This window comes from Kosakonia sp. N21, assembly GCF_050587465.1.
Taxonomy (GTDB): Bacteria; Pseudomonadota; Gammaproteobacteria; order Enterobacterales; family Enterobacteriaceae.
Map to the genome: position 1 here is coordinate 519,109 of NZ_JBOBHR010000003.1, position 25,746 is coordinate 544,854.

The following is a 25,746-nucleotide window of genomic DNA, read 5'->3' on the forward strand; positions in this document are numbered from 1 at the left end:
TTGGTTCTGAAAAAGGATATAGCCTGTAAAATTTTCAGATAATTGAAGGCTTGACGATCGCGGCTCCCCTCCGGAGAATCCGGCCTTCATTGCTGAACAGGACAGGTTATGGAAGCACTGCTGGAACATTTTATTACCCAATCCGCCACTTACTCCCTGGCGGCGATTGCGCTGGTGGCGTTTTTCGAGTCGCTGGCGCTGGTCGGGCTGATCCTGCCCGGCACGGTAATGATGGCGGCGCTGGGCGCGCTGATTGGCAGCGGTGAAGTCAATTTCTGGCAGGCATGGTTAGCGGGCATTGTCGGTTGTCTGCTGGGCGACTGGATCTCGTACTGGCTGGGCTGGCGTTTCAAAGCTCCGTTGCACCGCTGGTCGTTTATGAAAAAGAACAAAGCGCTGCTGGATAAAACCGAACATGCACTGCATCAGCACAGCCTGTTCACCATTCTGGTGGGGCGTTTTGTCGGGCCGACGCGCCCGCTGGTGCCGATGGTGGCGGGGATGCTGGATCTGCCGGTCAGTAAATTCCTGCCGCCGAACATTATCGGTTGCCTGCTGTGGCCTCCTTTTTACTTCCTGCCCGGCATTCTGGCGGGGGCGGCAATCGATATTCCTGCGGATATGCAAAGCGGCAATTTCAAATGGTTGCTGTTGCTGGCGGCGCTGCTGCTGTGGCTGGCGTTCTGGCTGTGCTGGCGTTTGTGGCGCTCGGGGAAAGCCGGGATCGATCGTTTAACCACTTATCTGCCGCGCCAGCGTTTACTCTGGCTGGGGCCGGGAATGATGGGCGCAGCGGCGATCGCCGTTTTCACGCTGATGGAACACCCGCTGATGCCGGTTTACCTCAACATTTTGGGCAAAGTGATCCGCGGTTACTGACCGCGAATGCCCAGCAACGCAGACACCGCCGGTTTGCCGCTCAGCAGGTCGGTGGTCTTCCCATCCCAGGCGATACGCCCATCGGCGATAACCAGCGAACGCTCAGCAATGCGCGCAGCGTCCTCAACGCTGTGCGAGACCATCAGCAGCGTTAATTGCTGACGACGGCACACTTCCTGCACCAGGGCCAGCATCTCCTGACGTAGCGCCGGATCGAGGGCGGAGAAGGGTTCGTCCAACAGCAGTAGCGGTTGTTCGCGCACCAGGCAACGGGCAAGCGCCACGCGCTGACGCTGGCCGCCAGAGAGCTGATCCGGCAGCCGATCCTGCAGCGTCTCAAGCCCCATTGTGGCGGCAATTGTGACCAGTTTTTCCTGCTGATTGTGATTCAGTTTCAGCCCGGGGTTAAGCCCCAGACCGATGTTCTGGCGCACGGTCAGGTGGGTAAACAGGTTGTTTTCCTGAAATAGCATGGATACCGGGCGCTGTGACGGTGGTGTTGTCGTGTGCGTGACGCCCTCTATCATCAACGTGCCGCTGGCCGGGGTCAGAAACCCGGCAATCAGATTCAGTAGCGTACTTTTCCCTGCCCCGCTGGGGCCGAGAACGGCAATATGCTCTCCCCGTTCGACGGAGAGCGTGAAGCGCATCGGCAGATGCTGGTAAAGCCAGGTGACATCAATCAGTCTTAGCATGGCGGCCCGGAAGTTTTTCAATCACGGTGAATAATGCAAAACAGAGCAGCAGCAAAAGCAGTGCGGTGATGGCACCATCCTGGCTGCGGTAAGCGCCGATTTGCTGATACAGATAAAACGGTAAGGTGCGAAAGTCGTCATTGCCAAACAGCGCCACAACGCCAAAATCGCCAATGGAGAGCACGCAGGCAAAGGCCAGCGCCTGCGCCAGCGGGCGTTTCAGCGCGGGCAGTTCCACCACCCGCAGGCGCTGAAAACCCTGCATGCCCAGCGACTGGCACAGCACGCTGTAACGCGCCGTCAAATCACGCATTGGGTTTTCCAGCACTTTTAGCGCGTAAGGGATCGCCATCAGCGCGTTGGTGAAGATCACGATGCCATCGGCGGAGGTGGGCACGCCAATGCTGCTGTTGAACAGCAAAAAGAAGCCGGTCGCCAGCACGATCCCCGGCATCGCCAGAATCAGCATTCCGCTCAACTCCATGGCTTGCCCGGCGATCTGCCGCTCACGCGCGCGGAGCTCGCGGCTGCTCCACAGTAGCATCATGGTCAGCACAACACACAAAATCCCCGCAGCCAGCGCAATGCGCAGAGAAGTCCACACCGCCTGCCACAGTACCGGTTCAGACAGCACCCTGAGTAAGCTCAGGTTGACGCCATCGACGATCACCGCCAGTAACGGAGGGAGCAGCAGTAACAGCGCCAGGACGATCAGTGTGCTATCGGCGATCCGGCTAAACAGCCGATCTTCCGGGTTACGCCAGCCCTGGATCTGATGGCTACCGACGGCAATCGCTTTGCTTAAACGTTGGCTGAGCAACACCAGGCCCAGGCAACAGAGCATCTGGATCAGCGCCAGCATCGCGGCGCGGGTGGGATCAAAGTCGAAACTTAATGCCTGATAGATAGCCAGCTCAATGGTGGTCGCCTGCGGCCCGCCGCCCAGCGACAACACCGTGGCAAAACTGGCGAAACAGAGCATAAAAATCAGCGCGGCAACCGCCGGTATCTGGCGGCGCAGCCATGGCCACTCCACAAAGCGGAAGAAGGACCAGCCGCGCATGCCCAGTTGTGCTGCCAACTGCCGCTGCTCACCGGGGATTTGCTCCAGCGACTGCAACAACAAACGCGAGGCCATCGGCAGGTTAAAGAAAATGTGGGCTAACAAAATGCCCTGCAAACCATACGGCGAGAAGGTCCATTCCAGCCCAAGCGCGTGGCAGAGCGTGGCAAGCCAGCCCTGACGACCATACACGCTGAGGATACCGAACACGGCGACCAGCACCGGCAGGATCAGCGTCATCGCGCACAGGCGCAGCAGTGCGAGTCGGCCAGGAAAGCGCCGTCGGTAGAGCGCACGGGCAAGGAAAATCGCCGGGACGACCGAAAACAGGGCGGAGAGGAAGGCCTGCCAGAAGGAAAAACGCACCACATGCCACAAGTAGCTGTCCTGCAGGAACGCGGTGAGTCCGGTCGCCGGTGCGTTTTGCCAGAGTGCGAAAAATGCCGCCAGCGCCACCGCCACCATGAGGGTGGCGGCGGTGATGCCGGGGAGCAGCCAGCCTGCTATTAGCGGCTGACGGCGCGTTGCCATGCATTAATCCAACCCGCGCGCTGTGCGGCGACATCCTGCGGGCTATATTCGAGAGAGGTTTGTGGTTTCACCAGCGTTTCAAAACCGGCAGGCAACGTGACATTGCTCACCGGATACATCCAGTTGCCAGTGGGAATGGTGTTCTGGAAAGAGGGCGAAACCATAAATTTGAGGAATTTCCCGGCCAGTTCAGGCTGTTTGCTGGCGGCGGTGCGTGCGGCGACTTCTACCTGTAAATAGTGGCCTTCGCTGAAATTCGCCGCGGCATAGTTATCTTTTTTCTCTTCGATCAGATGGTAAGCCGGCGAGGTGGTGTAGCTCAGCACCAGGTCGCTTTCCCCTTTCAAAAACAGACCGTAGGCTTCGCTCCAGCCTTTGGTGACGGTGACCGTTTTCGCCGCCAGTTTCTGCCAGGCTTCCGGGGCTTTGTCGCCATAGACTTTTTGCATCCACAGCAGCAGACCCAGACCCGGCGTACTGGTGCGGGGATCTTCGTAAATCACGCGCCATTTTTGATCGCTTTCGACCAGCTCTTTCAGGCTTTTCGGCGGGTTTTTCAGCTTGTTTTTATCGTAAACAAAGGCGAACCAGCCGTAGTCAAACGGGACAAATGTTTCGTTTTTCCAGCCGCCAGGTACGCTGATCGCATCAGTGGCGACGCCGCTTTTGGCGAACAGATTTGTCTGCGTTGCGGCTTCCAGCAGGTTGTTATCCAGCCCCAGCACCACGTCGGCTTTGCTGTTTTTACCTTCCATGCGCAGGCGGTTAAGCAGCGAAACGCCATCTTCCAGCGTCACGAATTTCAGTTCGCAGTTACAGTCGGCTTCAAAGGCTTTTTTGACCGCAGGACCTGGCCCCCACTCGGCGGCGAATGAGTCGTAGGTGTACACGGTCAGTACGGGTTTGGCAAAAACAGGCGCTGCGATCAGCAGCAGGAATGGCAATGATTTTTTTAACACTTTGCACCTCAACATGGGTGGCAAAGGATTTTGAGCAATAGCCTCAAATCCCTTCGCCGGCGTTATCCGGATCAGGTTCGACGGGTATTTTCTCAGCACACGCCATGGCGCAGCACCCCGTTGAGAACGCCGCTATTGTAATGATTTGGTAAAAAATGCGAAAGCCTTATGGATCCGGCGGCGCAAACCAGGCGGATTTAAAATCGAACCAGCCTAACGTGTTCATACGCAGGCCGCGCATGGAACGCTGGCCCTGGATCATTAACCAGTGATGAATCAGCGGCACAATGGCTTTGCTGGCCAGCAGTTGCTGCGACCAGATGGCAAGATTCATTTCCCCTTTGCGCCACTGTGCGGCATCTGCCTGCCAGTCACGCTGAATACAGTGTTGTACCAGCGGGACCTCATACAGGTTAGCAAACACCGAGAAATCCAGCGGCAGGGTAAAGTTGGCGCTGTTGAGCCAGATATCGCTGGCGGCGTCGCCGCGGTGCCACTCCTCGTAATCCACTTCCTGTACGATCAGTTTCACGCCTTGCTGCGCCAGTAAAGTGCTCATGGTGCGGGAGAGCGCTTCGTGCTCATTATGCTCGCGATAAAACGTCAGGGTCAGGGTTTCCAGTCCGGCGGGCTTCTCTCCACTGCCGGGGCGCGCATGGTGCCAGCGTGGCAGCAGGCCATACGCCGGGAACCAGTAACGTTGGTATTGTTCGTTGGCATGCCACAGCAGATTGGTCGGCGAGAGAATCTGGCTGACCCATTCTCTGACTTCAGGGTTGGCGCCACGGCTGGAGCGGGCGTCGAACAGCAGGTAGTAGCAGCCTTCTTCGAGGCGGCTCTCCACGGCTTTTTCGCCGTCGGTCGGTCCCTCCAGCGTCAGGCCGCTGGTCGGTTCGTCGGCCAGGTCCGGTAATACCCAGACATTGACCTCATCGATCAGGGCGCGAAAGCCGAAGTAATCGTCAAAAGCATGGATCTTTAGCTGGTTGCTGGTATTCCGTGTGACGGCGTAAGGACCGGTGCCAATCGGTTGACTGGCGAAATTACCCAGTGTGTTCCACTCACGCGGCAGGATCATCGACGGAACATAGCCCATTAACCAGGGCAGCCAGTTATCCGGTTGCGTGAGATGAATATCCAGCGTCCACGGCGTGGGTGAGAGCACTTCGCGAATATGGGAGTACAGCGGCAGCGAGGTTGCGCGCTGGAGTGAGGCAATCACATCGCTCATGTCTAATTCACGGCCGTGGTGAAAATGGATGCCGGGACGTAAATAAAAGCGCCAGTGCAGAGGCGATATCGACTTCCAGTGGTGGGCAATATCCGCTTCCAGTTCCCCGTTTTCCTCATTTATACGCGTCAGCGCACTGAAGATTTGCCGCGCCATGTGGGTTTCGGAACGCCGCAAGGCTGTACCGGGCAGCAGGTTACGCAGTGGCCGGTAATAGAGCACGCGCAGGATATGCCGACCGCTGCGGAAGCTGCGACCGAGATGAGAGACCAACATCTGGCGAACCGCGGTTTTATCCCCCACCAGTTGCACAAGCTGATCGATACGATCCTGCTCCAGCAGATCTTCGGCGCGCTGCTGTTGCAGCGCAAGGCCGGTATAGAGGAAGGTCAGGCGCGATCGTTTGCCGCGTCCGGCTTCGGCATCCCACGTTAGCCACCCGCGATCCTGCATGGTATTCAGCAGCGTACGCATGTGACGCCGCGAGCAACTGAGCAACTCCGCCAGCTCATTGAGCGTGGTTTCCTGGGATTTTCCATCGCAGCATTGCCACAGACGGATGAACTGTTGTTGCAGGCGACCGGACGACATAAAAGGGGAACTCCTGGCAGAAACTCAGCAATTTATTAATCCCTATATTAAGCCAATAATTCTCCGTGATGAAAGCGAGGAGGTGATTATGAAAGGATCATCCACACGGCGGTTTTATCTGGACTATTTTCTCGCCACGCAGGATGCATGCTGGCTCGCCTGTCAGAGCGCAAGGTCGCGCCTGAAAATGCTGGAAGAATTGATGCAGTGGGACGTGACAACGCCGATCCGGAAAGGCTGATTCGCGGCCATCATGTGTGACTGAGTATTAGGTGCTAATCGCCTGCGCCAGCAAAATCTTTTTTGCTGGCTTTTTTCATTTATTATTTCAACGCTTTTTTCGCCTTTGACAAGGAATTGATCATGCTCTGGTTGATGACGATGGGGCGCCGCCTGAACGGTGTGTACGTCGCTTTTATGATCGTCGCATTTATGATGGGAGTTGCCGGGGCTGTGCAGGCGCCGACGCTCAGTCTGTTTCTAAGCCGTGAAGTGGGTGCGGAGCCATTCTGGGTTGGACTCTTTTATACCGTCAATGCGATCGCCGGAAATTGATCCTCTTTTGCTGCCTGATGGCCGTGGGCAATGCATTGCTCTTCGCGTTTAACCGCCATTATCTGACATTAATTACCTGCGGCGTATTGCTGGCCTCACTGGCTAATACCGCCATGCCGCAGCTTTTTGCGCTGGCCCGTGAGTACGCAGACAGCTCCGCGCGGGAAGTGGTGATGTTCAGCTCGGTCATGCGTGCGCAACTTTCACTGGCCTGGGTCATTGGCCCGCCGCTGGCGTTTATGCTGGCGTTGAATTACGGCTTTACCGCCATGTTCACCATTGCCGCCGGGCTGTTTGTGATTAGCCTGGTGTTAATTGCTTTCTGGTTGCCCTCGGTCGCGCGTATTGCGCAGCCAGCTGATGTGGCGGTAACGCAGGTGGGGGGCTGGCGTGATAAGAACGTACGGATGTTGTTTATCGCCTCCACGCTGATGTGGACCTGCAACACCATGTACATCATTGATATGCCACTGTGGATAAGCCTTGAGCTTGGTCTGCCGGACAAGCTGGCCGGGATCCTGATGGGGACGGCAGCAGGGCTGGAGATCCCGGCGATGATCCTGGCCGGTTATGTGGTCAAACGCGTGGGCAAGCGGCGCATGATGGTGACTGCGGTCGCGGCGGGCGTACTGTTCTATGTGGGGTTAATGTTCTTTCATAGCCAGACGGCATTGCTGGTATTGCAGCTGTTTAACGCGGTGTTCATTGGCATTGTTGCCGGGATTGGTATGTTGTGGTTTCAGGATCTGATGCCGGGGCGCGCAGGCTCGGCAACGACGTTGTTCACCAACAGCATCTCTACCGGTGTCATCCTGGCGGGCGTTATCCAGGGCGTGCTGGCGCAAAGTTTTGGTCATGGCTCGGTGTATGCAGGGATTGCCGCGATTTCAGTGATGGCGCTGCTGCTGACCAGTCAGGTGAAAGATGTGTGAGTAGCTGGCAGGCCTGTGTATCCAGCAAACCGCCATCCGGCCATACACCGGATGGCGTTTCATTTAGCCCATAAAGGCAGGCTGTTTGTTTTCGTATGCGGCGATGGCGTCTTCGTGCTGCAACGTCAGGCCGATGCTGTCCAGACCGTTCAGCATGCAGTGGCGACGGAAGGCGTCAAGCGTGAAGCTGTAAGACTTATCGCCTGCTTTAACCACCTGCGCTTCCAGGTCAACCTCAAACGTAATGCCCGGGTTGCTTTGCACCAGTTTGAACAATGTATCCACCTCTTCATCGCTCAGCGTAACCGGCAGCAACTGGTTGTTGAAGCTATTGCCATAGAAGATGTCGGCAAAGCTCGGGGCGATAACGACCTTAAAACCGTAGTCGGTCAGCGCCCACGGTGCGTGTTCACGTGAGGAGCCGCAACCAAAGTTTTCGCGCGCCAGTAAAATCGATGCACCTTTGTATTGCGGAAAATTCAGCACGAACTCCGGGTTCGGCTGCTGGCCCTGATCATCGAGAAAACGCCAGTCGTTGAACAGATGCGCGCCAAACCCCGTGCGCGTGACCTTCTGCAAAAACTGCTTCGGGATAATGGCATCAGTGTCGACGTTAGCGGCATCCAGCGGAACAACCAGGCCGGTATGTTGGGTAAATTTCTCTGCCATGGTGGTCTCCTTATTGCTGCAGGCTGCGAATATCAGCGAAATGGCCGGTGACAGCCGCGGCAGCAGCCATCGCCGGGCTGACCAGGTGCGTGCGTCCGCCGCGGCCCTGGCGGCCTTCAAAGTTACGGTTACTGGTGGATGCGCAACGCTCGCCAGGGTTCAGACGGTCATTGTTCATCGCCAGGCACATAGAACAGCCCGGCAAACGCCATTCAAAACCGGCTTCGATAAAGATCTTATCCAGGCCTTCTGCTTCCGCCTGCGCTTTCACCGGGCCGGAGCCAGGAACCACCAGAGCCTGAACGCCCGGTGCGACTTTGCGCCCTTTGGCGATTTCTGCCGCCGCCCGCAAATCTTCAATGCGAGAGTTGGTGCAGGAGCCGATAAAGACTTTATCGATCGCCACGTCGGTCAGCGGAACGCCGGGTTTGAGGCCCATATAGGCTAGCGCTTTTTCTGCGGAGGCGCGCTCTACCGGATCGGCAAAGGAGGCCGGATCGGGAATTTTGTCGGTCACGGAGATAACCTGACCCGGGTTGGTGCCCCAGGTCACTTGCGGCGCAATCTCTTCCGCCTGCAGCGTTACCACGGTGTCGAAGACCGCACCTTCGTCGGTCTTCAGGGTTTTCCAGTACGCGACGGCGTCGTCAAAATCTTTGCCCTTCGGCGCGTGCAAACGCCCCTTCACATAGTTGAACGTGGTTTCATCCGGTGCGACCAGACCTGCTTTTGCGCCCATCTCAATGGCCATGTTGCACAGCGTCATCCGGCCTTCCATGCTCAGGGCGCGGATCGCCTCGCCGCAGAACTCCACCACATGCCCGGTACCGCCTGCGCTGCCGGTTTTACCGATAATCGCCAGCACGATATCTTTGGCGGTGATACCCGGCGCGGCTTTGCCTTTCACTTCGATTTTCATGGTCTTCGCGCGGCCCTGTTTCAGGGTTTGCGTTGCCAGTACGTGTTCAACTTCAGATGTCCCGATGCCGAAGGCCAGCGCGCCAAACGCGCCGTGCGTTGCGGTATGAGAGTCGCCACACACAATGGTCATGCCCGGCAGGGTAATGCCCTGTTCCGGCCCCATCACGTGGACGATGCCCTGATAAGGATGGTTCAGGTCATACAGTTCAACGCCGAACTCGTTACAGTTTTTGATCAGCTCCTGCATCTGGATGCGCGCCATCTCGCCGGAGGCGTTGATGTCTTTGGTCTGCGTGGAGACGTTGTGATCCATGGTGGCAAAGGTTTTACCCGGCTGACGAACCGGGCGGTGATGCGCGCGCAGGCCATCAAAAGCCTGCGGTGACGTCACTTCATGCACCAGATGCCTGTCGATATACAACAGCGGGGTTTCATTTGGCGCTTCATAGACCACGTGGGCGTCAAACAGTTTTTCATACAAGCTCTTGGCCATGATCATACCCCTTCAGCGACATAGCGGGCGATGATGTCGCCCATCTCATCGGTACTAACGGCGGCAGCGCCGCGGGCTAAATCGCCGGTGCGTACGCCTTCTTCTAAAGCACGGTTGATGGCGCTTTCGATGGCGGAAGCAGCATCGTCAGCGTCCAGGCTGTAGCGCAGTAACAACGCCAGCGACAGGATCTGTGCAATCGGGTTAGCGATATTTTTACCGGCGATATCCGGCGCTGAGCCGCCAGCCGGTTCATACAGACCAAACCCTTGCTCGTTCAGACTGGCCGAAGGCAGCATACCCATGGATCCCGTGATCATGGCGCATTCATCAGACAGAATGTCGCCAAACAGGTTTGAACACAGCAGCACATCGAACTGGGACGGATCTTTAATCAACTGCATGGTGGCGTTGTCGATATACATATGAGCCAGTTCAACATCCGGGTATTCCGGCGCGATTTCATTGACGATTTCACGCCATAACAACGACGTCTGCAGGACGTTGGCTTTGTCAATAGAGTGCACTTTTTTACGGCGCTTACGTGCCGATTCAAAGGCGATACGTGCGATGCGCTCGATCTCAAAACGGTGATACACCTCGGTATCAAACGCTTTCTCGTGCTGACCTGTCCCTTCGCGCCCTTTTGGCTGACCGAAGTAGATACCACCGGTTAATTCACGCACACACAGAATATCGAAGCCATTTGCGGCGATGTCTTCGCGCAGCGGGCAAAATGCTTCCAGACCCTGGTACAGCCTGGCCGGACGCAGGTTGCTGAACAATTTAAAGTGCTTACGCAACGGCAGCAGCGCGCCGCGCTCCGGTTGCTGTGCCGGGGGTAAGTTTTCCCATTTCGGACCGCCAACAGAGCCAAACAGAATGGCATCAGCCTGCTCGCAGCCTTCAACCGTTGCCTGTGGCAGCGGGTTCCCGTGGCGGTCAATCGCGATGCCGCCAACGTCATAATGGCTGGTGGTAATGTGCATGCCAAAACGACTACGCACGGCTTCCAGTACTTTCAGGGCTTGTGCCATGACTTCCGGGCCAATGCCATCGCCCGGCAACACAGCAATATGGTAATTCTTCGACATCACACGGTTTCCTTGTTGTTCTCTTTGTTCTGAGCTTTGCGTTGCAATTCTTGTTCAACTTCGGCAGCGCGCCAGATGCTGTTCAGCACGTGCACCATGGCCTTGGCGGAGGATTCGACAATGTCGGTCGCCAGACCGACGCCATGGAAACGACGGCCGTTATAGTTCACCACGATATCCACCTGGCCCAGCGCGTCTTTGCCGTGGCCTTTGGCGCTCAAGCCGTATTTCACCAGTTCAATGTCGTATTCGGTGACACGGTTAATGGCCTGATAGATAGCATCGACCGGACCGTTGCCGTTGGCGGCTTCCGTTTTGATTTCGTCTCCACAGGCCAGTTTCACCGAGGCGGTGGCGATATCGTTGGAACCAGACTGCACGTTGAAATAGTCCAGACGGAAATGTTCTGGCTCTTCCTGCTGTTTGTTAATGAACGCCAGGGCTTCCAGATCGTAATCAAAGACCTGGCCCTTTTTATCCGCCAGTTTCAGGAAGGCGTCGTACAGGTTATCCAGGTTGTAATCGGCTTCTTTGTAGCCCATCTCCTCCATGCGGTGTTTAACCGCCGCGCGACCTGAACGGGAGGTCAGGTTCAGCTGTACCTGGTTCAGACCGATGGATTCCGGGGTCATGATTTCGTAGTTTTCACGGTTTTTCAGCACGCCATCCTGATGAATACCGGAGGAGTGGGCGAAAGCGCCGGTGCCGACAATCGCTTTGTTCGCCGGGATCGGCATGTTGCAGATTTGACTGACCGTCTGGCTGGTGCGCCAGATTTCATTGTGATTAATGCGGGTGTGCACATTCATAATGTCTTTGCGCACTTTAATCGCCATGATCACTTCTTCCAGTGAACAGTTACCGGCACGTTCGCCGATACCGTTCATTGCGCCTTCAACCTGGCGTGCGCCCGCATGCACTGCAGCGATGGCGTTGCCTACGGCTAAACCTAAGTCATCATGGGTGTGAACGGAGATAATCGCTTTATCAATGTTCGGCACGTGCTCATACAGGCCGGAAATGATGTTGGCGAATTCAAAAGGCATGGTGTAACCGACGGTGTCCGGAATATTGATAGTTTTTGCCCCTGCGTTGATCGCTGCTTCCACAACGCGCGCCAGATCGGCAATCGGCGTGCGGCCCGCGTCTTCACAGGAGAACTCAACATCGTCGGTATAATTGCGTGCGCGTTTTATCATGTAGATGGCACGTTCGATCACTTCATCCAGCGTGCTGCGCAACTTGGTGGCGATATGCATGGGCGAAGTGGCGATAAACGTGTGAATACGAAATGCTTCTGCCACTTTTAACGATTCTGCTGCGACGTCGATATCTTTTTCCACGCAGCGGGCGAGGGCACAAACCCGGCTATTTTTCACCTGGCGCGCAATGGTCTGTACTGATTCAAAATCACCCGGGGACGAAACCGGGAAACCGACTTCCATCACATCGACACCCATACGTTCCAGCGCCAGGGCAATTTGCAGCTTCTCTTTCACGCTCAGGCTTGCCTGTAACGCCTGTTCACCATCGCGTAATGTGGTATCGAAAATAACGACTTGCTGGCTCATGGTTTAGGTCCTTTTTCTCTTAGGTCGCCTCGCTACGAGCATAAAAAAACCCGCGCCAAGGCGCGGGTTCTTAGTCTTAAACTGGAAGACGATTCAACTCTGAATGTCGCCCACCGGTCTACCGCGCACGAGAGATGCGTTTAGTAGTAGTAGACCAGCGAAACCGACGTTGCGAATCATGAATCATGCTCCAGATGAATGCGATATGCTTTTAGTGGTACTGGATACGCCGGGCAATGTCAACCCTTGTCCCTGAAAATGGCCCGCAGCAGGTTCGAATTATTTTGTTGTCGGTTAGTCAATTATTCTGTGTGTAAAAAGAAAAACAAAATTACTGGTTGTATGTTAACGCCGGTTTTATTGTCATTATCGGATTGACATAATCCACGGAGTCGCAGACATAGGACTTCCCGAGATGAAAGGGTGGCGTGCGACATAATATTGGTTTAACTTAAATAACCATCAATAAAATTACTATTATTTATTGTGTGTAAAATATAGACTTATTGCGTTTTTTGGAGGGGGTTACGGGATATCAATAATTCAGACGTATTAACTTTTTTTTCGGTATATGTAATGCTGTTGTTGCTTTTTTTATTTTTTCTACGGTTTGTTATCGGGCTTTATATAATCCTAATTTACCGTAGCTCACTTCTAATAATGCTATATGCATGATAAATCATCTTCCTGAATATTATTATTATACAAGCGAAGGGAGATTATCATGACGACAGCATGCAGCACTCCGGGGAAAGTCGTTGATAACCATAGTATTAATGAGGTCGGAAAGCCACAATTACGTTCCGTAGACCTGAATTTACTCACCGTATTTGATGCGGTCATGCAAGAACAAAACATCACCCGCGCGGCGCATTCGCTCGGTATGTCACAGCCAGCGGTCAGTAATGCCGTTGCACGGCTTAAGTTAATGTTTAATGACGAGCTTTTTGTTCGTTATGGACGGGGGATCCAGCCGACTACGCGCGCATTTCAGCTTTTTGGCTCTATTCGTCAGGCGTTGCAATTAGTGCAAAATGAGTTACCTGGTTCCGGTTTTGAACCGGTGACCAGCGAACGCGTGTTTAATCTTTGTGTCTGCAGTCCGCTTGATAATTTTTTAACATCGATAATTTACAATAATGTTGAAAAACTCGCCCCACATATTCATTTGGTGTTTAAATCTGCGCTTAATCACAATACTGAACATCAATTGCGTTACCAGGAAGTTGAGTTTGTGGTCGGCTACGAAGAATTTCGTCGCCCGGAGTTTTCCTGTGTACCGCTTTTTAAAGATGACATGGTGCTGGTTGTCAGTAAAAAGCATCCGCGGATTGATGCGCTCATCACAGAAGCGGACGTTTTTAATGAGCAGCACGCGGTCGTTTCCCTGGAACGCTATGCTTCCTTTAGCCAGCCCTGGTACGATACGCCTGATAAGCAAAGCCGCATTGCCTATCAAGGGATGGCGCTGACCAGCGTGTTAAACGTGGTTTCACAAACCCACCTGGTGGCCATTGCGCCGCGTTGGCTGGTGGATGAATCTGCTGCGGCTCTGGAGTTACAGGCGCTTCCTCTGCCTTTGCGGCTGAAAAGCCGAACGTGCTATCTCTCCTGGCATGAGGCGGCAGGGCGTGACAAAGGTCACCAGTGGATGGAAGAGGTGTTGGTCTCTGTCTGCCGTCGCTAACAGGCCATCAATAAACCAGGCTTCAAACGCCTGGTTTATTCTGCATTGATTTTCACTGCCAGTATTTTGTCCTGATTTTCATCTGTAGTGGCGTCGGCGCTCGCGTTAAAAATGCATGAATTACTGAACATGCAGCGGTTCGGATGATGAATGGTCATCGTCTTTGCTTATTACAGATGTTTCCACCAATTCTGGTTTGTGGACTTCGTTTTTCCTCTTTTCCGGCGGGTGGGCAGCGGCGGTTTGCTCATTGCTTGCCAGATTTTGAGCGGTTATGGTAACTGCCATTCATAATCAGAAGGCAGGGACTTCCTGTTCTGTACAGTGCGACAGTGCGGAAATGATTTTCGCTGTCAATCGACAAACGAAAGCCTGGAGGCAAACCATGGAGATGTTGTCTGGAGCCGAGATGGTCGTCCGATCGCTTATCGATCAAGGCGTCAAGAAGGTGTTCGGTTATCCCGGAGGCGCGGTCCTCGATATCTACGATGCCCTGCATACTGTAGGCGGTATTGAACATGTGTTAGTACGCCATGAACAGGCCGCGGTGCACATGGCTGACGGGCTGGCGCGAGCAACGGGTGAAGTCGGGGTGGTGCTGGTGACTTCCGGTCCGGGGGCGACAAACGCCATCACCGGCATTGCCACGGCGTATATGGATTCGATTCCGCTGGTGGTGCTTTCCGGGCAGGTGGCGACCTCTTTAATTGGCTATGACGCTTTCCAGGAGTGCGACATGGTGGGGATTTCCCGCCCGGTGGTGAAACACAGTTTCCTGGTTAAGCAAGCCGAAGATATTCCCGGCGTATTAAAGAAAGCGTTCTGGCTGGCGGCCAGCGGGCGGCCAGGGCCGGTGGTGGTCGATCTGCCGAAAGACATTATGAATCCGGCTAACAAGTTGCCTTATGTCTGGCCGGAGTCGGTCAGCATGCGTTCCTATAACCCCACGACACAGGGGCACAAAGGGCAAATCAAACGCGCCCTGCAAACGCTGAGCGCAGCCAAAAAACCGGTTATCTATGTTGGTGGTGGCGCGATTAATTCCGCCTGTGAAATTCAACTGCGCCAGCTGGCGGAAAAGCTCAATTTACCGGTGGTATCGTCTTTGATGGGGTTGGGCGCATTCCCGGCGTCGCACCGTCAGGCGCTTGGCATGCTGGGTATGCACGGCACCTATGAAGCTAATATGACCATGCACAACGCTGATGTCATTTTTGCGGTGGGTGTGCGTTTTGACGATCGCACGACCAATAATCTGGCGAAATACTGCCCGGATGCTACGGTACTGCATATTGATATCGATCCGACGTCTATCTCTAAAACGGTGCAGGCGGATGTACCGATCGTGGGCGATGCGCGGCTGGTGCTGGAGCAAATGCTGGAGTTGCTGGAGCAAGAGGCGTATCCGCAATCGCCAGATGATATCCGCGACTGGTGGCTGCGCATCGATCAATGGCGTGCGCGACAGTGCCTGAAATATGACACGCAAAGTGAGAGCATCAAACCGCAGGCGGTGATCGAAACCATCTGGCGTTTAACCCATGGCGATGCGTATGTCACGTCTGATGTCGGGCAACACCAAATGTTTGCGGCGCTCTATTATCGTTTTGATAAGCCGCGACGCTGGATCAACTCCGGTGGGCTGGGCACCATGGGCTTTGGTTTGCCTGCGGCGCTTGGCGTAAAAATGGCCTTCCCGGATGAGATGGTCATCTGTGTCACCGGGGACGGCAGTATCCAGATGAATATTCAGGAGCTTTCTACGGCGCTGCAATATGAGTTGCCGGTGCTGGTGCTGAATCTGAACAACCGTTATCTGGGGATGGTGAAGCAGTGGCAGGATATGATCTATTCCGGTCGCCATTCGCAATCTTACATGCAGTCGCTACCGGATTTTGCCCGCCTGGCGGAAGCGTATGGTCACGTAGGTATCAATATTACGCGTCCGGAAGAGCTGGAGCAGAAGCTCGCGCAAGCGCTGGAGCAGGTGAAAAATAATCGCCTGGTGTTTGTTGATGTTACCGTTGACGGTAGTGAACACGTTTATCCGATGCAGATCCGCGGCGGCGGCATGGATGAGATGTGGTTAAGCAAAACGGAGAGGACCTGATTATGCGGCGGATACTGTCTGTCTTACTGGAAAATGAGTCGGGTGCGTTATCGCGCGTGATTGGTCTGTTCTCACAGCGTGGCTATAACATTGAAAGCCTGACGGTTGCGCCCACTGACGATCCCACATTGTCGCGCATGACGATCCAGACCGTCGGCGATCAGAAAGTGCTGGAGCAAATTGAAAAGCAACTGCATAAACTGGTCGATGTCCTGCGCGTGAATGAGCTGGGGCAGGGGGCGTACGTTGAGCGTGAGATTATGCTGGTGAAGATCCAGGCCAGCGGCTACGGGCGCGAAGAAGTGAAGCGCAATGCAGAGATCTTTCGCGGTCAGATCATTGATGTTACCCCGTCTATTTATACGGTTCAGCTTGCCGGCACCAGCGATAAGCTGGACGCATTTTTAGCCACCATTCGTGACGTAGCTAAAATCGTTGAAGTTGCCCGCTCCGGCGTCGTGGGGTTGTCACGCGGTGATAAAATCATGCGCTAAGCGTGATTAGTCTGCAGCATCTGAAGGCCTGACATCTGGTGTCGGGCCTTTTTTTTGCGAAATCAGATGGAACCAGAGACGAAAGCGGTTGCCGCAGTGCCTATTCTGCGCTTAGATGTTATGGAAATTAGCCTATATCCCTAAAAAGGTTATGGAGTGCATTATTTTAAGGGGCAATTGTGAAACTGGATGAAATCGCCCGGCTAGCCGGCGTCTCACGAACCACGGCAAGCTACGTCATCAATGGTAAGGCGAAGCAATATCGTGTCAGCGACAAAACCGTTGAAAAAGTCATGGCTGTCGTTCGTGAGCATAACTACCACCCGAATGCGGTAGCGGCTGGGTTGCGAGCAGGACGTACTCGCTCTATTGGGCTGGTTATCCCCGATCTCGAAAACACGAGTTACACGCGTATTGCTAACTATCTGGAACGGCAGGCCCGTCAGCGCGGTTATCAGTTGCTGATTGCCTGTTCAGAAGATCAACCAGATAACGAAATGCGCTGTATTGAACATCTCCTGCAGCGCCAGGTAGATGCCATCATCGTCTCCACTTCGTTGCCGCCGGAGCATCCGTTCTATCAGCGCTGGGCAAATGACTCCTTCCCGATTGTCGCACTGGATCGCGCGCTGGATCGTGAACACTTCACCAGCGTTGTCGGTGCCGATCAGGACGATTCAGAAATGTTGGCGGCGGAACTGCGCAAATTCCCGGCTGAACGTGTGCTGTACATGGGGGCGCTGCCGGAGCTCTCGGTAAGTTTCCTGCGTGAGCAAGGGTTCCGCACCGCCTGGAAAGACGATCCGCGCGAGGTGCAGTATCTCTATGCCAATAGCTACGAGCGAGAAGCCGCTGCTCAGCTGTTCGAAAAATGGCTGGAAACAAACCCAATGCCGCAGGCGCTGTTTATCACTTCGTTTGCATTATTGCAGGGGGTGCTGGACGTGACCTTGCGCCGCGACGGTAAACTGCCGTCTGATTTGGCCATTGCGACGTTTGGCGATCACGAGCTGTTGGATTTCCTGCAATGCCCGGTGCTGGCTGTTGCGCAGCGTCATCGTGATGTGGCAGAGCGTGTGCTGGAAATTGTGCTGGCAAGCCTCGACGAGCCGCGTAAACCGAAAGCGGGTCTGAGCCGCATCCGCCGCAATCTCTACCGCCGCGGGATATTAAGTCGCGTTTAACCACCGGCATTAAAGGCAGCGGCAGCTGCCTTTTTTGTTTTTGCCCCTGTCTTTAATCAATTTATTGCACTTTATCCACCTAAGATAAATCCTTATTTTTTATCAGGTGGTTTTTTTATTTATTCAGGTTGTTTCTTTAAATCCAATTTTTATGAGTTATTGAGAAGTAACTGAACATGATTTCTGTATTAAATTGTTACATCTGAAAAATGGGCGCAATTGCCGAATTAACAACCATTTCTGGCATGGGGGTTTTGTCATCGCTCATCCGCCGCCGCGCTAAGTGCAGCCTGACGTAACTGGCACTGTTCAGGGGCGTCAATATGTCTTAAAATGCCGCCCGCGTCGCAAACTGACACTTTATATTTCGCGCGCAGAAATTGAATGGTTTTAAACGCCGGTGCGCATATTCTGTTTTTTTTCTTGCAAATATTCATGACGTTAATTTGCCTCGTAAGCTGAGCAGTAATTCACCAACGCAGATATTCACTGCGAATAAGGGATCTTTTACTCTGGTTAGCCTTTGCGCTGGCTTGACAAGCTTTTCCTCCGCTCCGTAAACTCCCTTGGTGGGATTTTGTGGGATAAAGTGGTGAAAAAGATCACCCGGGGGTGAATCGGACATGTTCCGTGGCGCGACGTTAGTCAATCTCGACAGCAAAGGGCGGTTATCCGTTCCGACCCGTTATCGGGATTTGCTGCAGGAGAATGCTTCCGGTCAGATGGTGTGCACCATTGACATCCGTCACGCATGCCTGCTGCTTTACCCTCTGCCCGAATGGGAAATTATCGAGCAAAAATTGTCGCGTCTGTCGAGCATGAATCCGCTCGAGCGGCGCGTACAACGTTTATTGCTGGGACACGCCAGCGAGTGCCAGATGGATAGCGCCGGGCGTTTATTGATCGCACCTGTTTTGCGGCAACACGCCGGGCTGACCAAAGAAGTGATGCTGGTCGGGCAGTTCAATAAATTTGAGCTGTGGGACGAAACGACCTGGTATCAACAGGTCAAGGAAGATATCGACGCTGAGCAATCTGGTTCCGAAGCGCTTTCGGATCGATTGCAGGATTTGTCTCTGTAAAGATGATGGAAAATTTTAAACACACGACGGTGCTGCTGGATGAGGCCGTTAATGGCCTGAATATTCGTCCGGATGGCATTTACATCGATGGCACTTTTGGTCGCGGTGGTCACTCGCGCCTGATCCTCTCCCGTTTGGGAGCGGCAGGACGCTTGCTGGCGATCGATCGCGATCCGCAGGCGATTGCTGTAGCTCAAACCATTGATGATCCCCGCTTCTCCATCATTCATGGACCTTTCTCTGCGCTTGCTGATTATGTCAGCGAGCGTGAACTTGTTGGCAAGATCGACGGAATTCTTCTCGATCTTGGCGTTTCTTCACCGCAACTCGACGATCCTGAACGCGGTTTCTCCTTTATGCGTGATGGGCCGCTGGATATGCGTATGGATCCTACGCGTGGCCAGTCCGCCGCCGAATGGCTGCAAACCGCTGAAGAAGCCGACATTGCCTGGGTGCTGAAAACCTTTGGCGAAGAGCGTTTTGCCAAACGTATTGCCCGCGCCATTGTTGAGCGTAACCGCGTTGATCCGATGACCCGCACAAAAGCGCTGGCGGAAGTGGTTGCGGCGGCGACACCGGTGAAAGACAAGTTCAAACATCCCGCGACCCGTACCTTCCAGGCGGTGCGCATTTGGGTGAACAGTGAACTGGAGGAGATCGAGCAGGCGCTAAAAAACTCGCTCGGCGTGCTGGCCCCGGGAGGGCGGCTTTCGATTATCAGCTTCCATTCGCTGGAAGACCGGATTGTAAAACGCTTTATGCGTGAACAAAGCCGGGGCCCGCAGGTTCCTGCCGGGTTGCCGATGACCGAAGAGCAACTCAGGAAACTGGGTGGCCGTCAGTTGCGAGCATTAGGAAAGTTGATGCCGGGTGAAGAAGAAGTGGCTGAAAACCCACGTGCCCGTAGTTCAGTTCTGCGTATTGCAGAGAGGACGAACGCATGATCGGCAGAGTGACAGAGACCCTGAGCAAAATGAAGGGATCGTTAGGAAGCAACGAGCGCCATGCTTTGCCTGGCGTGATCGGCGACGATCTTTTGCGATTTGGGAAACTGCCACTCTGTCTGTTCATTTGCATCATCATGACGGCGGTGACGGTGGTGACCACCTCTCACCACACGCGCTTATTAACCGCGCAGCGCGAGCAGATGGTTCTCGAACGCGATGCGCTGGATATCGAGTGGCGCAACCTGATCCTGGAAGAGAATGCGCTTGGCGATCATAGCCGGGTTGAGCGGATCGCGACGGAAAAGCTGCAAATGCAGCATGTCGATCCTTCCCAGGAAAATATCGTAGTACAGAAATAGTGACGAATAAGGAATCACGCGACGCATGAAAGCAGCGGCGAAGACGCTTAAACCGAAACGCCAGGAAGAACAGGCCAACTTTGTGAGTTGGCGTTTTGCGTTGCTTTGCGGTTGCATTTTACTGGCGCTGGGATTCCTGCTTTGCCGGGTCGCGTATTTGCAAATCGTCAACCCGGATATGCTGGTGCGTGAAGGGGACATGCGTTCCCTGCGCGTTCAGGAAGTCGCGACATCGCGCGGGATGATTACCGATCGTTCCGGTCGTCCGCTGGCGGTAAGTGTGCCAGTGAAAGCCATTTGGGCCGATCCGAAAGAATTGCATGATGCAGGCGGCGTTACGCTGGATAACCGCTGGAAAGCACTTTCCGACGCGCTGAACATGCCGCTCGATCAACTCGCTGCGCGCATTAACGCCAACCCCAAAATGCGTTTTATCTATCTGGCCCGCCAGGTCAACCCGGATCTGGGCGACTACATCAAAAAACTCAAGCTTCCGGGCATCCACCTGCGAGAAGAGTCTCGTCGTTACTATCCGTCCGGGGAAGTGACCGCTCACCTCATTGGCTTTACCAACGTTGACAGCCAGGGGATTGAAGGGGTCGAGAAAAGTTTTGATAAGTGGCTCACCGGGCAACCCGGCGAGCGCGTTGTGCGTAAAGACCGCTATGGTCGCGTTATCGAAGATATTTCCTCAACGGACAGCCAGGCTGCGCATAACCTTGCGCTGAGCATCGATGAGCGCCTGCAGGCGCTGGTCTACCGTGAACTGAATAACGCGGTGGCATTTAACAAGGCAGAGTCCGGTAGCGCGGTGTTGGTAGATGTGAACACCGGCGAAGTGCTGGCAATGGCGAACAGCCCCTCGTACAACCCGAATAACTTCACCGGTACGGCGCAGGATGCCATGCGTAACCGCGCTATCACCGACGTCTTCGAACCGGGCTCCACCGTTAAACCTATGGTGGTGATGACCGCGTTGCAGCGCGGCGTCGTAAACCCTAATACGGTGTTAAATACCGTGCCTTATCGTATTAACGGCCATGAAATCAAAGACGTGGCGCGCTACAGCGAGTTAACCCTCACCGGGGTGCTACAGAAGTCGAGTAACGTTGGTGTGTCAAAACTGGCGTTAGCGATGCCCTCCTCAGCGTTAGTAGATACTTACTCACGTTTTGGACTGGGAAAAACGACCAATTTGGGGATGGTCGGGGAACGCAGTGGCTTATTTCCTCAAAAACAACGGTGGTCTGACATAGAGAGGGCCACCTTCTCTTTCGGCTACGGGCTAATGGTAACGCCGTTACAGTTAGCGCGTGTCTACGCAACGATTGGCAGCTATGGCATCTATCGCCCGCTGTCGATTACCAAAGTTGACCCGCCCGTGCCGGGCGAACGTGTCTTTGCCGAGCCTATCGTGCGCACCGTGGTGCACATGATGGAGAGCGTTGCGCTGCCAGGCGGCGGCGGGGTGAAGGCCGCCATCAAAGGGTATCGCATCGCTATCAAGACCGGTACAGCTAAAAAAGTCGGTCCGGACGGTCGCTATATCAATAAATACATTGCTTACACCGCTGGCGTCGCGCCTGCCAGCCGCCCGCGCTTTGCGCTGGTGGTGGTCATTAACGATCCGCAAGCGGGTAAATACTACGGTGGCGCCGTGTCCGCGCCGGTCTTTGGTGCCATCATGGGCGGCGTTCTGCGCACCATGAACATTGAGCCGGATGCGCTGACCACGGGCGAGAAAAGTGAGTTTGTAATTAATCAAGGCGAGGGAACAGGTGGCAGATCGTAATTTGCGCGACCTTCTCGCTCCGTGGGTGCCAGGTGCGCCGGAGCGAGCACTGCGGGAGATGACGCTCGACAGCCGTGTGGCTGCATCGGGCGATCTCTTTGTGGCGGTGGTCGGTCATCAGGCGGACGGGCGTCGTTATATCCCGCAGGCGATTGCGCAAGGTGTTGCTGCCATTATTGCTGAAGCGAAAGACGAAGCAAATGACGGTGAAATTCGTGAAATGCACGGCGTTCCGGTCATTTATCTCAGCCAGTTAAATGAGCGCCTTTCTGCGCTGGCGGGCCGTTTTTACGGTGAGCCTTCTGAACAATTACGCCTGATTGGCGTAACCGGCACCAACGGAAAAACCACCACCACGCAATTGCTGGCGCAATGGAGCCAGCTACTGGGCGAAACCAGCGCGGTGATGGGGACCGTCGGTAACGGTTTGTTGGGCAAAGTGAGCCCGACGGAAAACACCACCGGTTCAGCGGTGGATGTGCAGCATGTGATTGCCAGCCTCGCGAAGCAAGGGGCAACGCTTGCTGCGATGGAAGTCTCATCACACGGTTTGGTGCAGCATCGCGTTGCCGCACTGAAATTTGTCGCCTCCGTGTTTACCAATTTAAGCCGCGATCACCTCGATTATCACGGGGATATGACGCAGTACGAAGCGGCGAAATGGCTGCTGTTTTCCTCGCACCACTATGGTCAGGCGATCGTCAACGCCGATGACGAAGTGGGGCGCCGCTGGCTGGCGAATCTGCCGGATGCGGTCGCGGTATCGATGGAAGATCATATCAACCCGAACTGCCATGGCCGCTGGTTGAAAGCCGTGGCGGTGGATTATCACGACAGCGGCGCCACGATCCGCTTTGACTCCTCATGGGGTGAAGGCGAAATGGAAAGTCGTCTGATGGGCGCATTTAACGTCAGCAATCTGCTACTGGCGCTGGCAACGCTGCTGGCGTTGGGCTATCCGCTTCATGACTTACTGAAAACCGCATCCCAACTGCAGCCGGTTTGCGGGCGTATGGAAGTGTTCAGCGCACCGGGGAAACCGACGGTTGTCGTTGACTATGCCCATACGCCGGATGCGCTGGAAAAAGCGCTGCAGGCGGCGCGTCTGCACTGTACCGGCAAACTGTGGTGCGTGTTTGGCTGTGGCGGCGATCGTGATAAAGGCAAACGTCCGCTGATGGGCGCCATTGCTGAACAATTCGCGGATGTGCCGGTAGTGACCGATGACAACCCGCGCACAGAAGAGCCGCGGGCGATTATCAATGACATTCTTGCCGGGATGCTGGACGCCGGTCGTGCCCATGTGGTGGAAGGCCGCGCAGAAGCGGTGACCAATACCATCATGCAGGCCAAAGAGAACGACGTGGTGTTGCTGGCCGGTAAGGGCCACGAAGATTACCAGATTGTCGGTACGCGCCGTCTTGATTATTCCGACCGCGTGACGGCCGCGCGTTTGCTGGGGGTGGTGGCATGATTAGCGTAACGCTTGGCCAACTCACCGGCATTCTGCAGGGGGAATTACACGGTCAGGATGTCACTGTTGATGCGGTGACCAGCGATACCCGCAAATTAACGCCGGGTTGCCTGTTCGTGGCGCTGAAAGGCGAACGTTTCGATGCTCATGACTTTGCTGATAAAGCCAAAGAGGGCGGTGCGGGCGCGCTGCTGGTCAGCCGGAAACTGGATACCGACCTGCCGCAACTGGTGGTGAAGGATACCCGACTGGCGTTTGGCGAACTGGCTGCATGGGTTCGTCAGCAGGTTCCGGCTCGCGTCGTCGCGCTGACAGGATCTTCCGGCAAGACCTCGGTAAAAGAGATGACCGCCGCCATCCTCAGCGAGTGCGGGAATACCCTCTATACCGCAGGTAACCTCAACAACGATATCGGCGTGCCGATGACGCTGTTGCGTTTGACCAAAGCGCATCAGTACGCGGTGATTGAACTGGGGGCTAACCACCAGGGCGAAATCGCCTGGACCGTGGGACTGACCCGTCCGGAAGCCGCGCTGGTGAATAACCTGGCGGCGGCACACCTGGAAGGTTTTGGTTCGCTGGCGGGGGTGGCAAAGGCCAAAGGTGAAATCTACACCGGTCTGCCGGACAACGGCATCGCCATTATGAATGCCGATAACAATGACTGGCTGAACTGGCAGAGCATCATCGGCGATCGCAACGTCTGGCGCTTCTCGCCGAATGCGGCGAACAGTGATTTTACCGCCACCAACATTCATGTGACCTCGCACGGTACAGAGTTCACGTTACAAACGCCGGGCGGCAGCATTGATGTCACGCTGCCGTTGCCGGGCCGCCACAATATTGCCAATGCGCTGGCGGCGACCGCGCTGGCGATGGCGGTTGGCGCAAGCCTGGATGCGGTGAAGAAAGGTCTGGCGAATCTGAAAGCCGTACCTGGCCGCCTGTTCCCGGTTCAGTTGAGCGAAAATCAGCTGTTGCTGGATGACACTTACAACGCCAACGTCGGATCAATGACCGCTGCGGCGCATGTGCTGGCCGAAATGCCTGGCTACCGGGTGATGGTGGTGGGCGACATGGCTGAATTGGGCGATGAGAGCAAGGCCTGTCACATTCAGGTCGGTGAAGCGGCAAAAGCTGTCGGCATCGACAAGGTACTGAGCGTGGGAACATTGAGCCAGGCATTAAGTTCTGCCAGCGGTGTTGGCGAGCATTTTAACGATAAAGCGGCAGTGGTGGCGCGTTTAAAAACGCTGATTGCCGAACAACAAATTTTGACCATTTTGGTTAAAGGTTCACGTAGTTCCGCCATGGAAGAGGTGGTACGCGAATTACAGGAGAACGGGACATGTTAGTGTGGCTGGCCGAACATTTGGTCAAATATTATTCAGGCTTTAACGTCTTTTCTTATCTGACGTTTCGCGCCATTGTCAGCCTGCTGACCGCGCTCTTCATCTCGTTGTGGATGGGGCCGCGCATGATTGCCCGCCTGCAAAAACTCTCTTTTGGCCAGGTCGTACGTAACGATGGCCCGGAATCACACTTCAGCAAACGCGGTACCCCCACGATGGGCGGCATCATGATCCTTACCGCCATCGTTGTTTCCGTGCTGTTGTGGGCTTACCCGTCCAACCCGTACGTTTGGTGCGTGCTGGTTGTGTTGGTGGGCTACGGCGTAATTGGTTTTGTCGACGACTACCGCAAGGTGGTGCGTAAAGACACGAAAGGGCTAATCGCGCGCTGGAAATATTTCTGGATGTCAGTCATCGCACTGGGTGTGGCCTTTGCTTTGTACCTTGCGGGCAAAGATACCCCGGCGACCGAACTGGTGGTGCCGTTCTTTAAAGATGTGATGCCGCAACTGGGCTTGCTCTACATTGCGTTGGCCTACTTTGTGATTGTCGGCACCGGCAACGCGGTCAACCTGACAGATGGTCTGGATGGCCTGGCGATTATGCCCACGGTATTTGTTGCCGGCGGTTTTGCGCTGGTGGCCTGGGCGACCGGGAACATGAACTTTGCGAACTACCTGCATATTCCTTATCTGCGCCATGCCGGGGAACTGGTTATCGTCTGTACGGCGATTGTTGGCGCAGGGTTGGGTTTCTTGTGGTTTAACACCTACCCGGCTCAGGTCTTTATGGGCGATGTGGGATCGCTGGCGCTGGGCGGCGCGCTGGGCATTATCGCTGTGCTGCTGCGCCAGGAGTTCCTGCTGGTGATCATGGGTGGCGTATTTGTGGTGGAAACACTGTCGGTCATTTTGCAGGTCGGCTCCTTCAAGCTGCGCGGACAGCGCATTTTCCGTATGGCGCCGATTCACCATCACTATGAACTGAAAGGCTGGCCGGAGCCGCGCGTGATTGTGCGTTTCTGGATTATTTCGCTGATGCTGGTGCTGATTGGCCTGGCAACGCTGAAGGTACGTTAATC

At 55.0% G+C, this 25,746-nt stretch carries 22 protein-coding genes, 1 pseudogene and 1 riboswitch; of the genes and pseudogenes, 14 read left to right on the forward strand and 9 right to left on the reverse strand.

Going from position 1 to position 25,746, the window contains the following annotated elements:
• Positions 1-108 precede the first annotated feature (108 nt).
• Complete coding sequence (locus tag ACQ3G7_RS09620) at positions 109-879, forward strand: DedA family protein (protein WP_430889659.1); 771 nt, start codon at positions 109-111, stop codon at positions 877-879.
• On the opposite strand, the gene thiQ is transcribed toward ACQ3G7_RS09620, so the two are convergent.
• The 4 genes from thiQ to sgrR form a co-directional block, all read right to left on the reverse strand.
• Positions 873-1,574 (reverse strand): thiamine ABC transporter ATP-binding protein ThiQ, encoded by a 702-nt coding sequence (thiQ, locus tag ACQ3G7_RS09625; protein ID WP_430889660.1) that lies wholly within the window; start codon positions 1,572-1,574, stop codon positions 873-875. The two genes, ACQ3G7_RS09620 and thiQ, sit on opposite strands and share 7 nt — an antisense overlap.
• Positions 1,558-3,168 (reverse strand): thiamine/thiamine pyrophosphate ABC transporter permease ThiP, encoded by a 1,611-nt coding sequence (gene thiP / locus ACQ3G7_RS09630; protein ID WP_430889661.1) that lies wholly within the window; start codon positions 3,166-3,168, stop codon positions 1,558-1,560. The genes thiQ and thiP overlap by 17 nt, the downstream gene beginning before the upstream one ends.
• Positions 3,144-4,127, reverse strand: coding sequence for a thiamine ABC transporter substrate binding subunit (gene thiB, locus ACQ3G7_RS09635; RefSeq protein WP_430889662.1), 984 nt, complete (start codon positions 4,125-4,127; stop codon positions 3,144-3,146). Before thiB ends, thiP begins: the two co-directional genes overlap by 25 nt.
• Positions 4,128-4,157: 30 nt before the next feature.
• A riboswitch (TPP riboswitch) is annotated at positions 4,158-4,257 on the reverse strand.
• A gap of 36 nt (positions 4,258-4,293) precedes the next feature.
• On the reverse strand, positions 4,294-5,949 hold the full coding sequence (gene sgrR, locus ACQ3G7_RS09640) for an HTH-type transcriptional regulator SgrR (RefSeq protein ID WP_430889663.1): 1,656 nt from the start codon (positions 5,947-5,949) through the stop codon (positions 4,294-4,296).
• Positions 5,950-6,037: 88 nt separating this feature from the next.
• Between sgrR and sgrT the strand changes: the two genes are divergently transcribed.
• Positions 6,038-6,190, forward strand: a complete 153-nt coding sequence (gene sgrT, locus ACQ3G7_RS09645) for a glucose uptake inhibitor SgrT (RefSeq protein WP_263098071.1) — start codon at positions 6,038-6,040, stop codon at positions 6,188-6,190.
• A 122-nt stretch (positions 6,191-6,312) separates the two neighbouring features.
• Positions 6,313-7,436, forward strand: a pseudogene (locus tag ACQ3G7_RS09650) (MFS transporter).
• Between the two features lie 63 nt (positions 7,437-7,499).
• Here the strand turns inward: ACQ3G7_RS09650 and leuD are convergent.
• The 5 genes from leuD to leuL all read right to left on the reverse strand — a co-directional run bounded on the left by leuD (position 7,500) and on the right by leuL (position 12,364).
• Positions 7,500-8,105 carry a 3-isopropylmalate dehydratase small subunit gene (gene leuD / locus ACQ3G7_RS09655; RefSeq protein WP_061497729.1) on the reverse strand — a complete coding sequence of 202 codons (606 nt, stop codon included), beginning with the start codon at positions 8,103-8,105 and terminating at the stop codon, positions 7,500-7,502.
• A 10-nt stretch (positions 8,106-8,115) separates the two neighbouring features.
• A complete protein-coding gene (gene leuC / locus ACQ3G7_RS09660) occupies positions 8,116-9,519 on the reverse strand; it encodes a 3-isopropylmalate dehydratase large subunit (RefSeq protein WP_430889664.1) in 1,404 nt (467 codons plus the stop codon).
• Between the two features lie 2 nt (positions 9,520-9,521).
• The gene (gene leuB / locus ACQ3G7_RS09665) at positions 9,522-10,613 is read right to left on the reverse strand and encodes a 3-isopropylmalate dehydrogenase (protein ID WP_263098068.1); all 1,092 of its coding nucleotides are present in this window, start codon (positions 10,611-10,613) and stop codon (positions 9,522-9,524) included.
• Positions 10,613-12,184, reverse strand: coding sequence for a 2-isopropylmalate synthase (leuA, locus tag ACQ3G7_RS09670; protein WP_430889665.1), 1,572 nt, complete (start codon positions 12,182-12,184; stop codon positions 10,613-10,615). The genes leuB and leuA overlap by 1 nt, the downstream gene beginning before the upstream one ends.
• A gap of 93 nt (positions 12,185-12,277) precedes the next feature.
• A complete protein-coding gene (gene leuL, locus ACQ3G7_RS09675; RefSeq protein WP_134319006.1) occupies positions 12,278-12,364 on the reverse strand; it encodes a leu operon leader peptide in 87 nt (28 codons plus the stop codon).
• 544 nt (positions 12,365-12,908) lie between these two features.
• On the opposite strand from leuL, the gene leuO reads away from it, so the two are divergent.
• The 11 genes from leuO to mraY all read left to right on the forward strand — a co-directional run bounded on the left by leuO (position 12,909) and on the right by mraY (position 25,744).
• The gene (gene leuO, locus ACQ3G7_RS09680) at positions 12,909-13,871 is read left to right on the forward strand and encodes a transcriptional regulator LeuO (protein WP_430889666.1); all 963 of its coding nucleotides are present in this window, start codon (positions 12,909-12,911) and stop codon (positions 13,869-13,871) included.
• A 385-nt stretch (positions 13,872-14,256) separates the two neighbouring features.
• The gene (gene ilvI, locus ACQ3G7_RS09685; protein ID WP_430889667.1) at positions 14,257-15,981 is read left to right on the forward strand and encodes an acetolactate synthase 3 large subunit; all 1,725 of its coding nucleotides are present in this window, start codon (positions 14,257-14,259) and stop codon (positions 15,979-15,981) included.
• Between the two features lie 2 nt (positions 15,982-15,983).
• Positions 15,984-16,475, forward strand: a complete 492-nt coding sequence (gene ilvN, locus ACQ3G7_RS09690) for an acetolactate synthase small subunit (protein ID WP_007373137.1) — start codon at positions 15,984-15,986, stop codon at positions 16,473-16,475.
• A gap of 179 nt (positions 16,476-16,654) precedes the next feature.
• Positions 16,655-17,659: a catabolite repressor/activator gene (gene cra, locus ACQ3G7_RS09695; RefSeq protein ID WP_061497721.1), complete on the forward strand. Its 1,005-nt coding sequence runs from the start codon at positions 16,655-16,657 to the stop codon at positions 17,657-17,659.
• A 623-nt stretch (positions 17,660-18,282) separates the two neighbouring features.
• A complete protein-coding gene (mraZ, locus tag ACQ3G7_RS09700; RefSeq protein WP_061497719.1) occupies positions 18,283-18,741 on the forward strand; it encodes a division/cell wall cluster transcriptional repressor MraZ in 459 nt (152 codons plus the stop codon).
• Positions 18,742-18,743: 2 nt separating this feature from the next.
• Positions 18,744-19,685: a 16S rRNA (cytosine(1402)-N(4))-methyltransferase RsmH gene (gene rsmH, locus ACQ3G7_RS09705; protein ID WP_263098064.1), complete on the forward strand. Its 942-nt coding sequence runs from the start codon at positions 18,744-18,746 to the stop codon at positions 19,683-19,685.
• The gene (gene ftsL / locus ACQ3G7_RS09710; protein ID WP_061497715.1) at positions 19,682-20,047 is read left to right on the forward strand and encodes a cell division protein FtsL; all 366 of its coding nucleotides are present in this window, start codon (positions 19,682-19,684) and stop codon (positions 20,045-20,047) included. The genes rsmH and ftsL overlap by 4 nt, the downstream gene beginning before the upstream one ends.
• 25 nt (positions 20,048-20,072) lie before the next feature.
• Complete coding sequence (locus ACQ3G7_RS09715; protein WP_263098063.1) at positions 20,073-21,839, forward strand: peptidoglycan glycosyltransferase FtsI; 1,767 nt, start codon at positions 20,073-20,075, stop codon at positions 21,837-21,839.
• Positions 21,826-23,313 (forward strand): UDP-N-acetylmuramoyl-L-alanyl-D-glutamate--2,6-diaminopimelate ligase, encoded by a 1,488-nt coding sequence (murE, locus tag ACQ3G7_RS09720; protein ID WP_430889668.1) that lies wholly within the window; start codon positions 21,826-21,828, stop codon positions 23,311-23,313. The genes ACQ3G7_RS09715 and murE overlap by 14 nt, the downstream gene beginning before the upstream one ends.
• Complete coding sequence (gene murF, locus ACQ3G7_RS09725) at positions 23,310-24,668, forward strand: UDP-N-acetylmuramoyl-tripeptide--D-alanyl-D-alanine ligase (protein ID WP_430889669.1); 1,359 nt, start codon at positions 23,310-23,312, stop codon at positions 24,666-24,668. The genes murE and murF overlap by 4 nt, the downstream gene beginning before the upstream one ends.
• Positions 24,662-25,744: a phospho-N-acetylmuramoyl-pentapeptide-transferase gene (mraY, locus tag ACQ3G7_RS09730; RefSeq protein ID WP_061497707.1), complete on the forward strand. Its 1,083-nt coding sequence runs from the start codon at positions 24,662-24,664 to the stop codon at positions 25,742-25,744. Before murF ends, mraY begins: the two co-directional genes overlap by 7 nt.
• The last annotated feature ends 2 nt before the right edge of the window (positions 25,745-25,746 follow it).

What these genes read in the sequence shown, in the direction of transcription:
- ACQ3G7_RS09620 (WP_430889659.1), top strand. Translation starts at nt 109, where the DNA reads ATGGAAGCACTGCTGGAACATTTTATTACCCAATCCGCCACTTACTCC.
- thiQ (WP_430889660.1), bottom strand. Translation starts at nt 1,574, where the DNA reads ATGCTAAGACTGATTGATGTCACCTGGCTTTACCAGCATCTGCCGATG.
- thiP (WP_430889661.1), bottom strand. Translation starts at nt 3,168, where the DNA reads ATGGCAACGCGCCGTCAGCCGCTAATAGCAGGCTGGCTGCTCCCCGGC.
- sgrR (WP_430889663.1), bottom strand. Translation starts at nt 5,949, where the DNA reads ATGTCGTCCGGTCGCCTGCAACAACAGTTCATCCGTCTGTGGCAATGC.
- sgrT (WP_263098071.1), top strand. Translation starts at nt 6,038, where the DNA reads ATGAAAGGATCATCCACACGGCGGTTTTATCTGGACTATTTTCTCGCC.
- leuD (WP_061497729.1), bottom strand. Translation starts at nt 8,105, where the DNA reads ATGGCAGAGAAATTTACCCAACATACCGGCCTGGTTGTTCCGCTGGAT.
- leuC (WP_430889664.1), bottom strand. Translation starts at nt 9,519, where the DNA reads ATGGCCAAGAGCTTGTATGAAAAACTGTTTGACGCCCACGTGGTCTAT.
- leuB (WP_263098068.1), bottom strand. Translation starts at nt 10,613, where the DNA reads ATGTCGAAGAATTACCATATTGCTGTGTTGCCGGGCGATGGCATTGGC.
- leuA (WP_430889665.1), bottom strand. Translation starts at nt 12,184, where the DNA reads ATGAGCCAGCAAGTCGTTATTTTCGATACCACATTACGCGATGGTGAA.
- leuL (WP_134319006.1), bottom strand. Translation starts at nt 12,364, where the DNA reads ATGATTCGCAACGTCGGTTTCGCTGGTCTACTACTACTAAACGCATCT.
- leuO (WP_430889666.1), top strand. Translation starts at nt 12,909, where the DNA reads ATGACGACAGCATGCAGCACTCCGGGGAAAGTCGTTGATAACCATAGT.
- ilvI (WP_430889667.1), top strand. Translation starts at nt 14,257, where the DNA reads ATGGAGATGTTGTCTGGAGCCGAGATGGTCGTCCGATCGCTTATCGAT.
- ilvN (WP_007373137.1), top strand. Translation starts at nt 15,984, where the DNA reads ATGCGGCGGATACTGTCTGTCTTACTGGAAAATGAGTCGGGTGCGTTA.
- mraZ (WP_061497719.1), top strand. Translation starts at nt 18,283, where the DNA reads ATGTTCCGTGGCGCGACGTTAGTCAATCTCGACAGCAAAGGGCGGTTA.
- rsmH (WP_263098064.1), top strand. Translation starts at nt 18,744, where the DNA reads ATGATGGAAAATTTTAAACACACGACGGTGCTGCTGGATGAGGCCGTT.
- ftsL (WP_061497715.1), top strand. Translation starts at nt 19,682, where the DNA reads ATGATCGGCAGAGTGACAGAGACCCTGAGCAAAATGAAGGGATCGTTA.
- ACQ3G7_RS09715 (WP_263098063.1), top strand. Translation starts at nt 20,073, where the DNA reads ATGAAAGCAGCGGCGAAGACGCTTAAACCGAAACGCCAGGAAGAACAG.
- murF (WP_430889669.1), top strand. Translation starts at nt 23,310, where the DNA reads ATGATTAGCGTAACGCTTGGCCAACTCACCGGCATTCTGCAGGGGGAA.
- mraY (WP_061497707.1), top strand. Translation starts at nt 24,662, where the DNA reads ATGTTAGTGTGGCTGGCCGAACATTTGGTCAAATATTATTCAGGCTTT.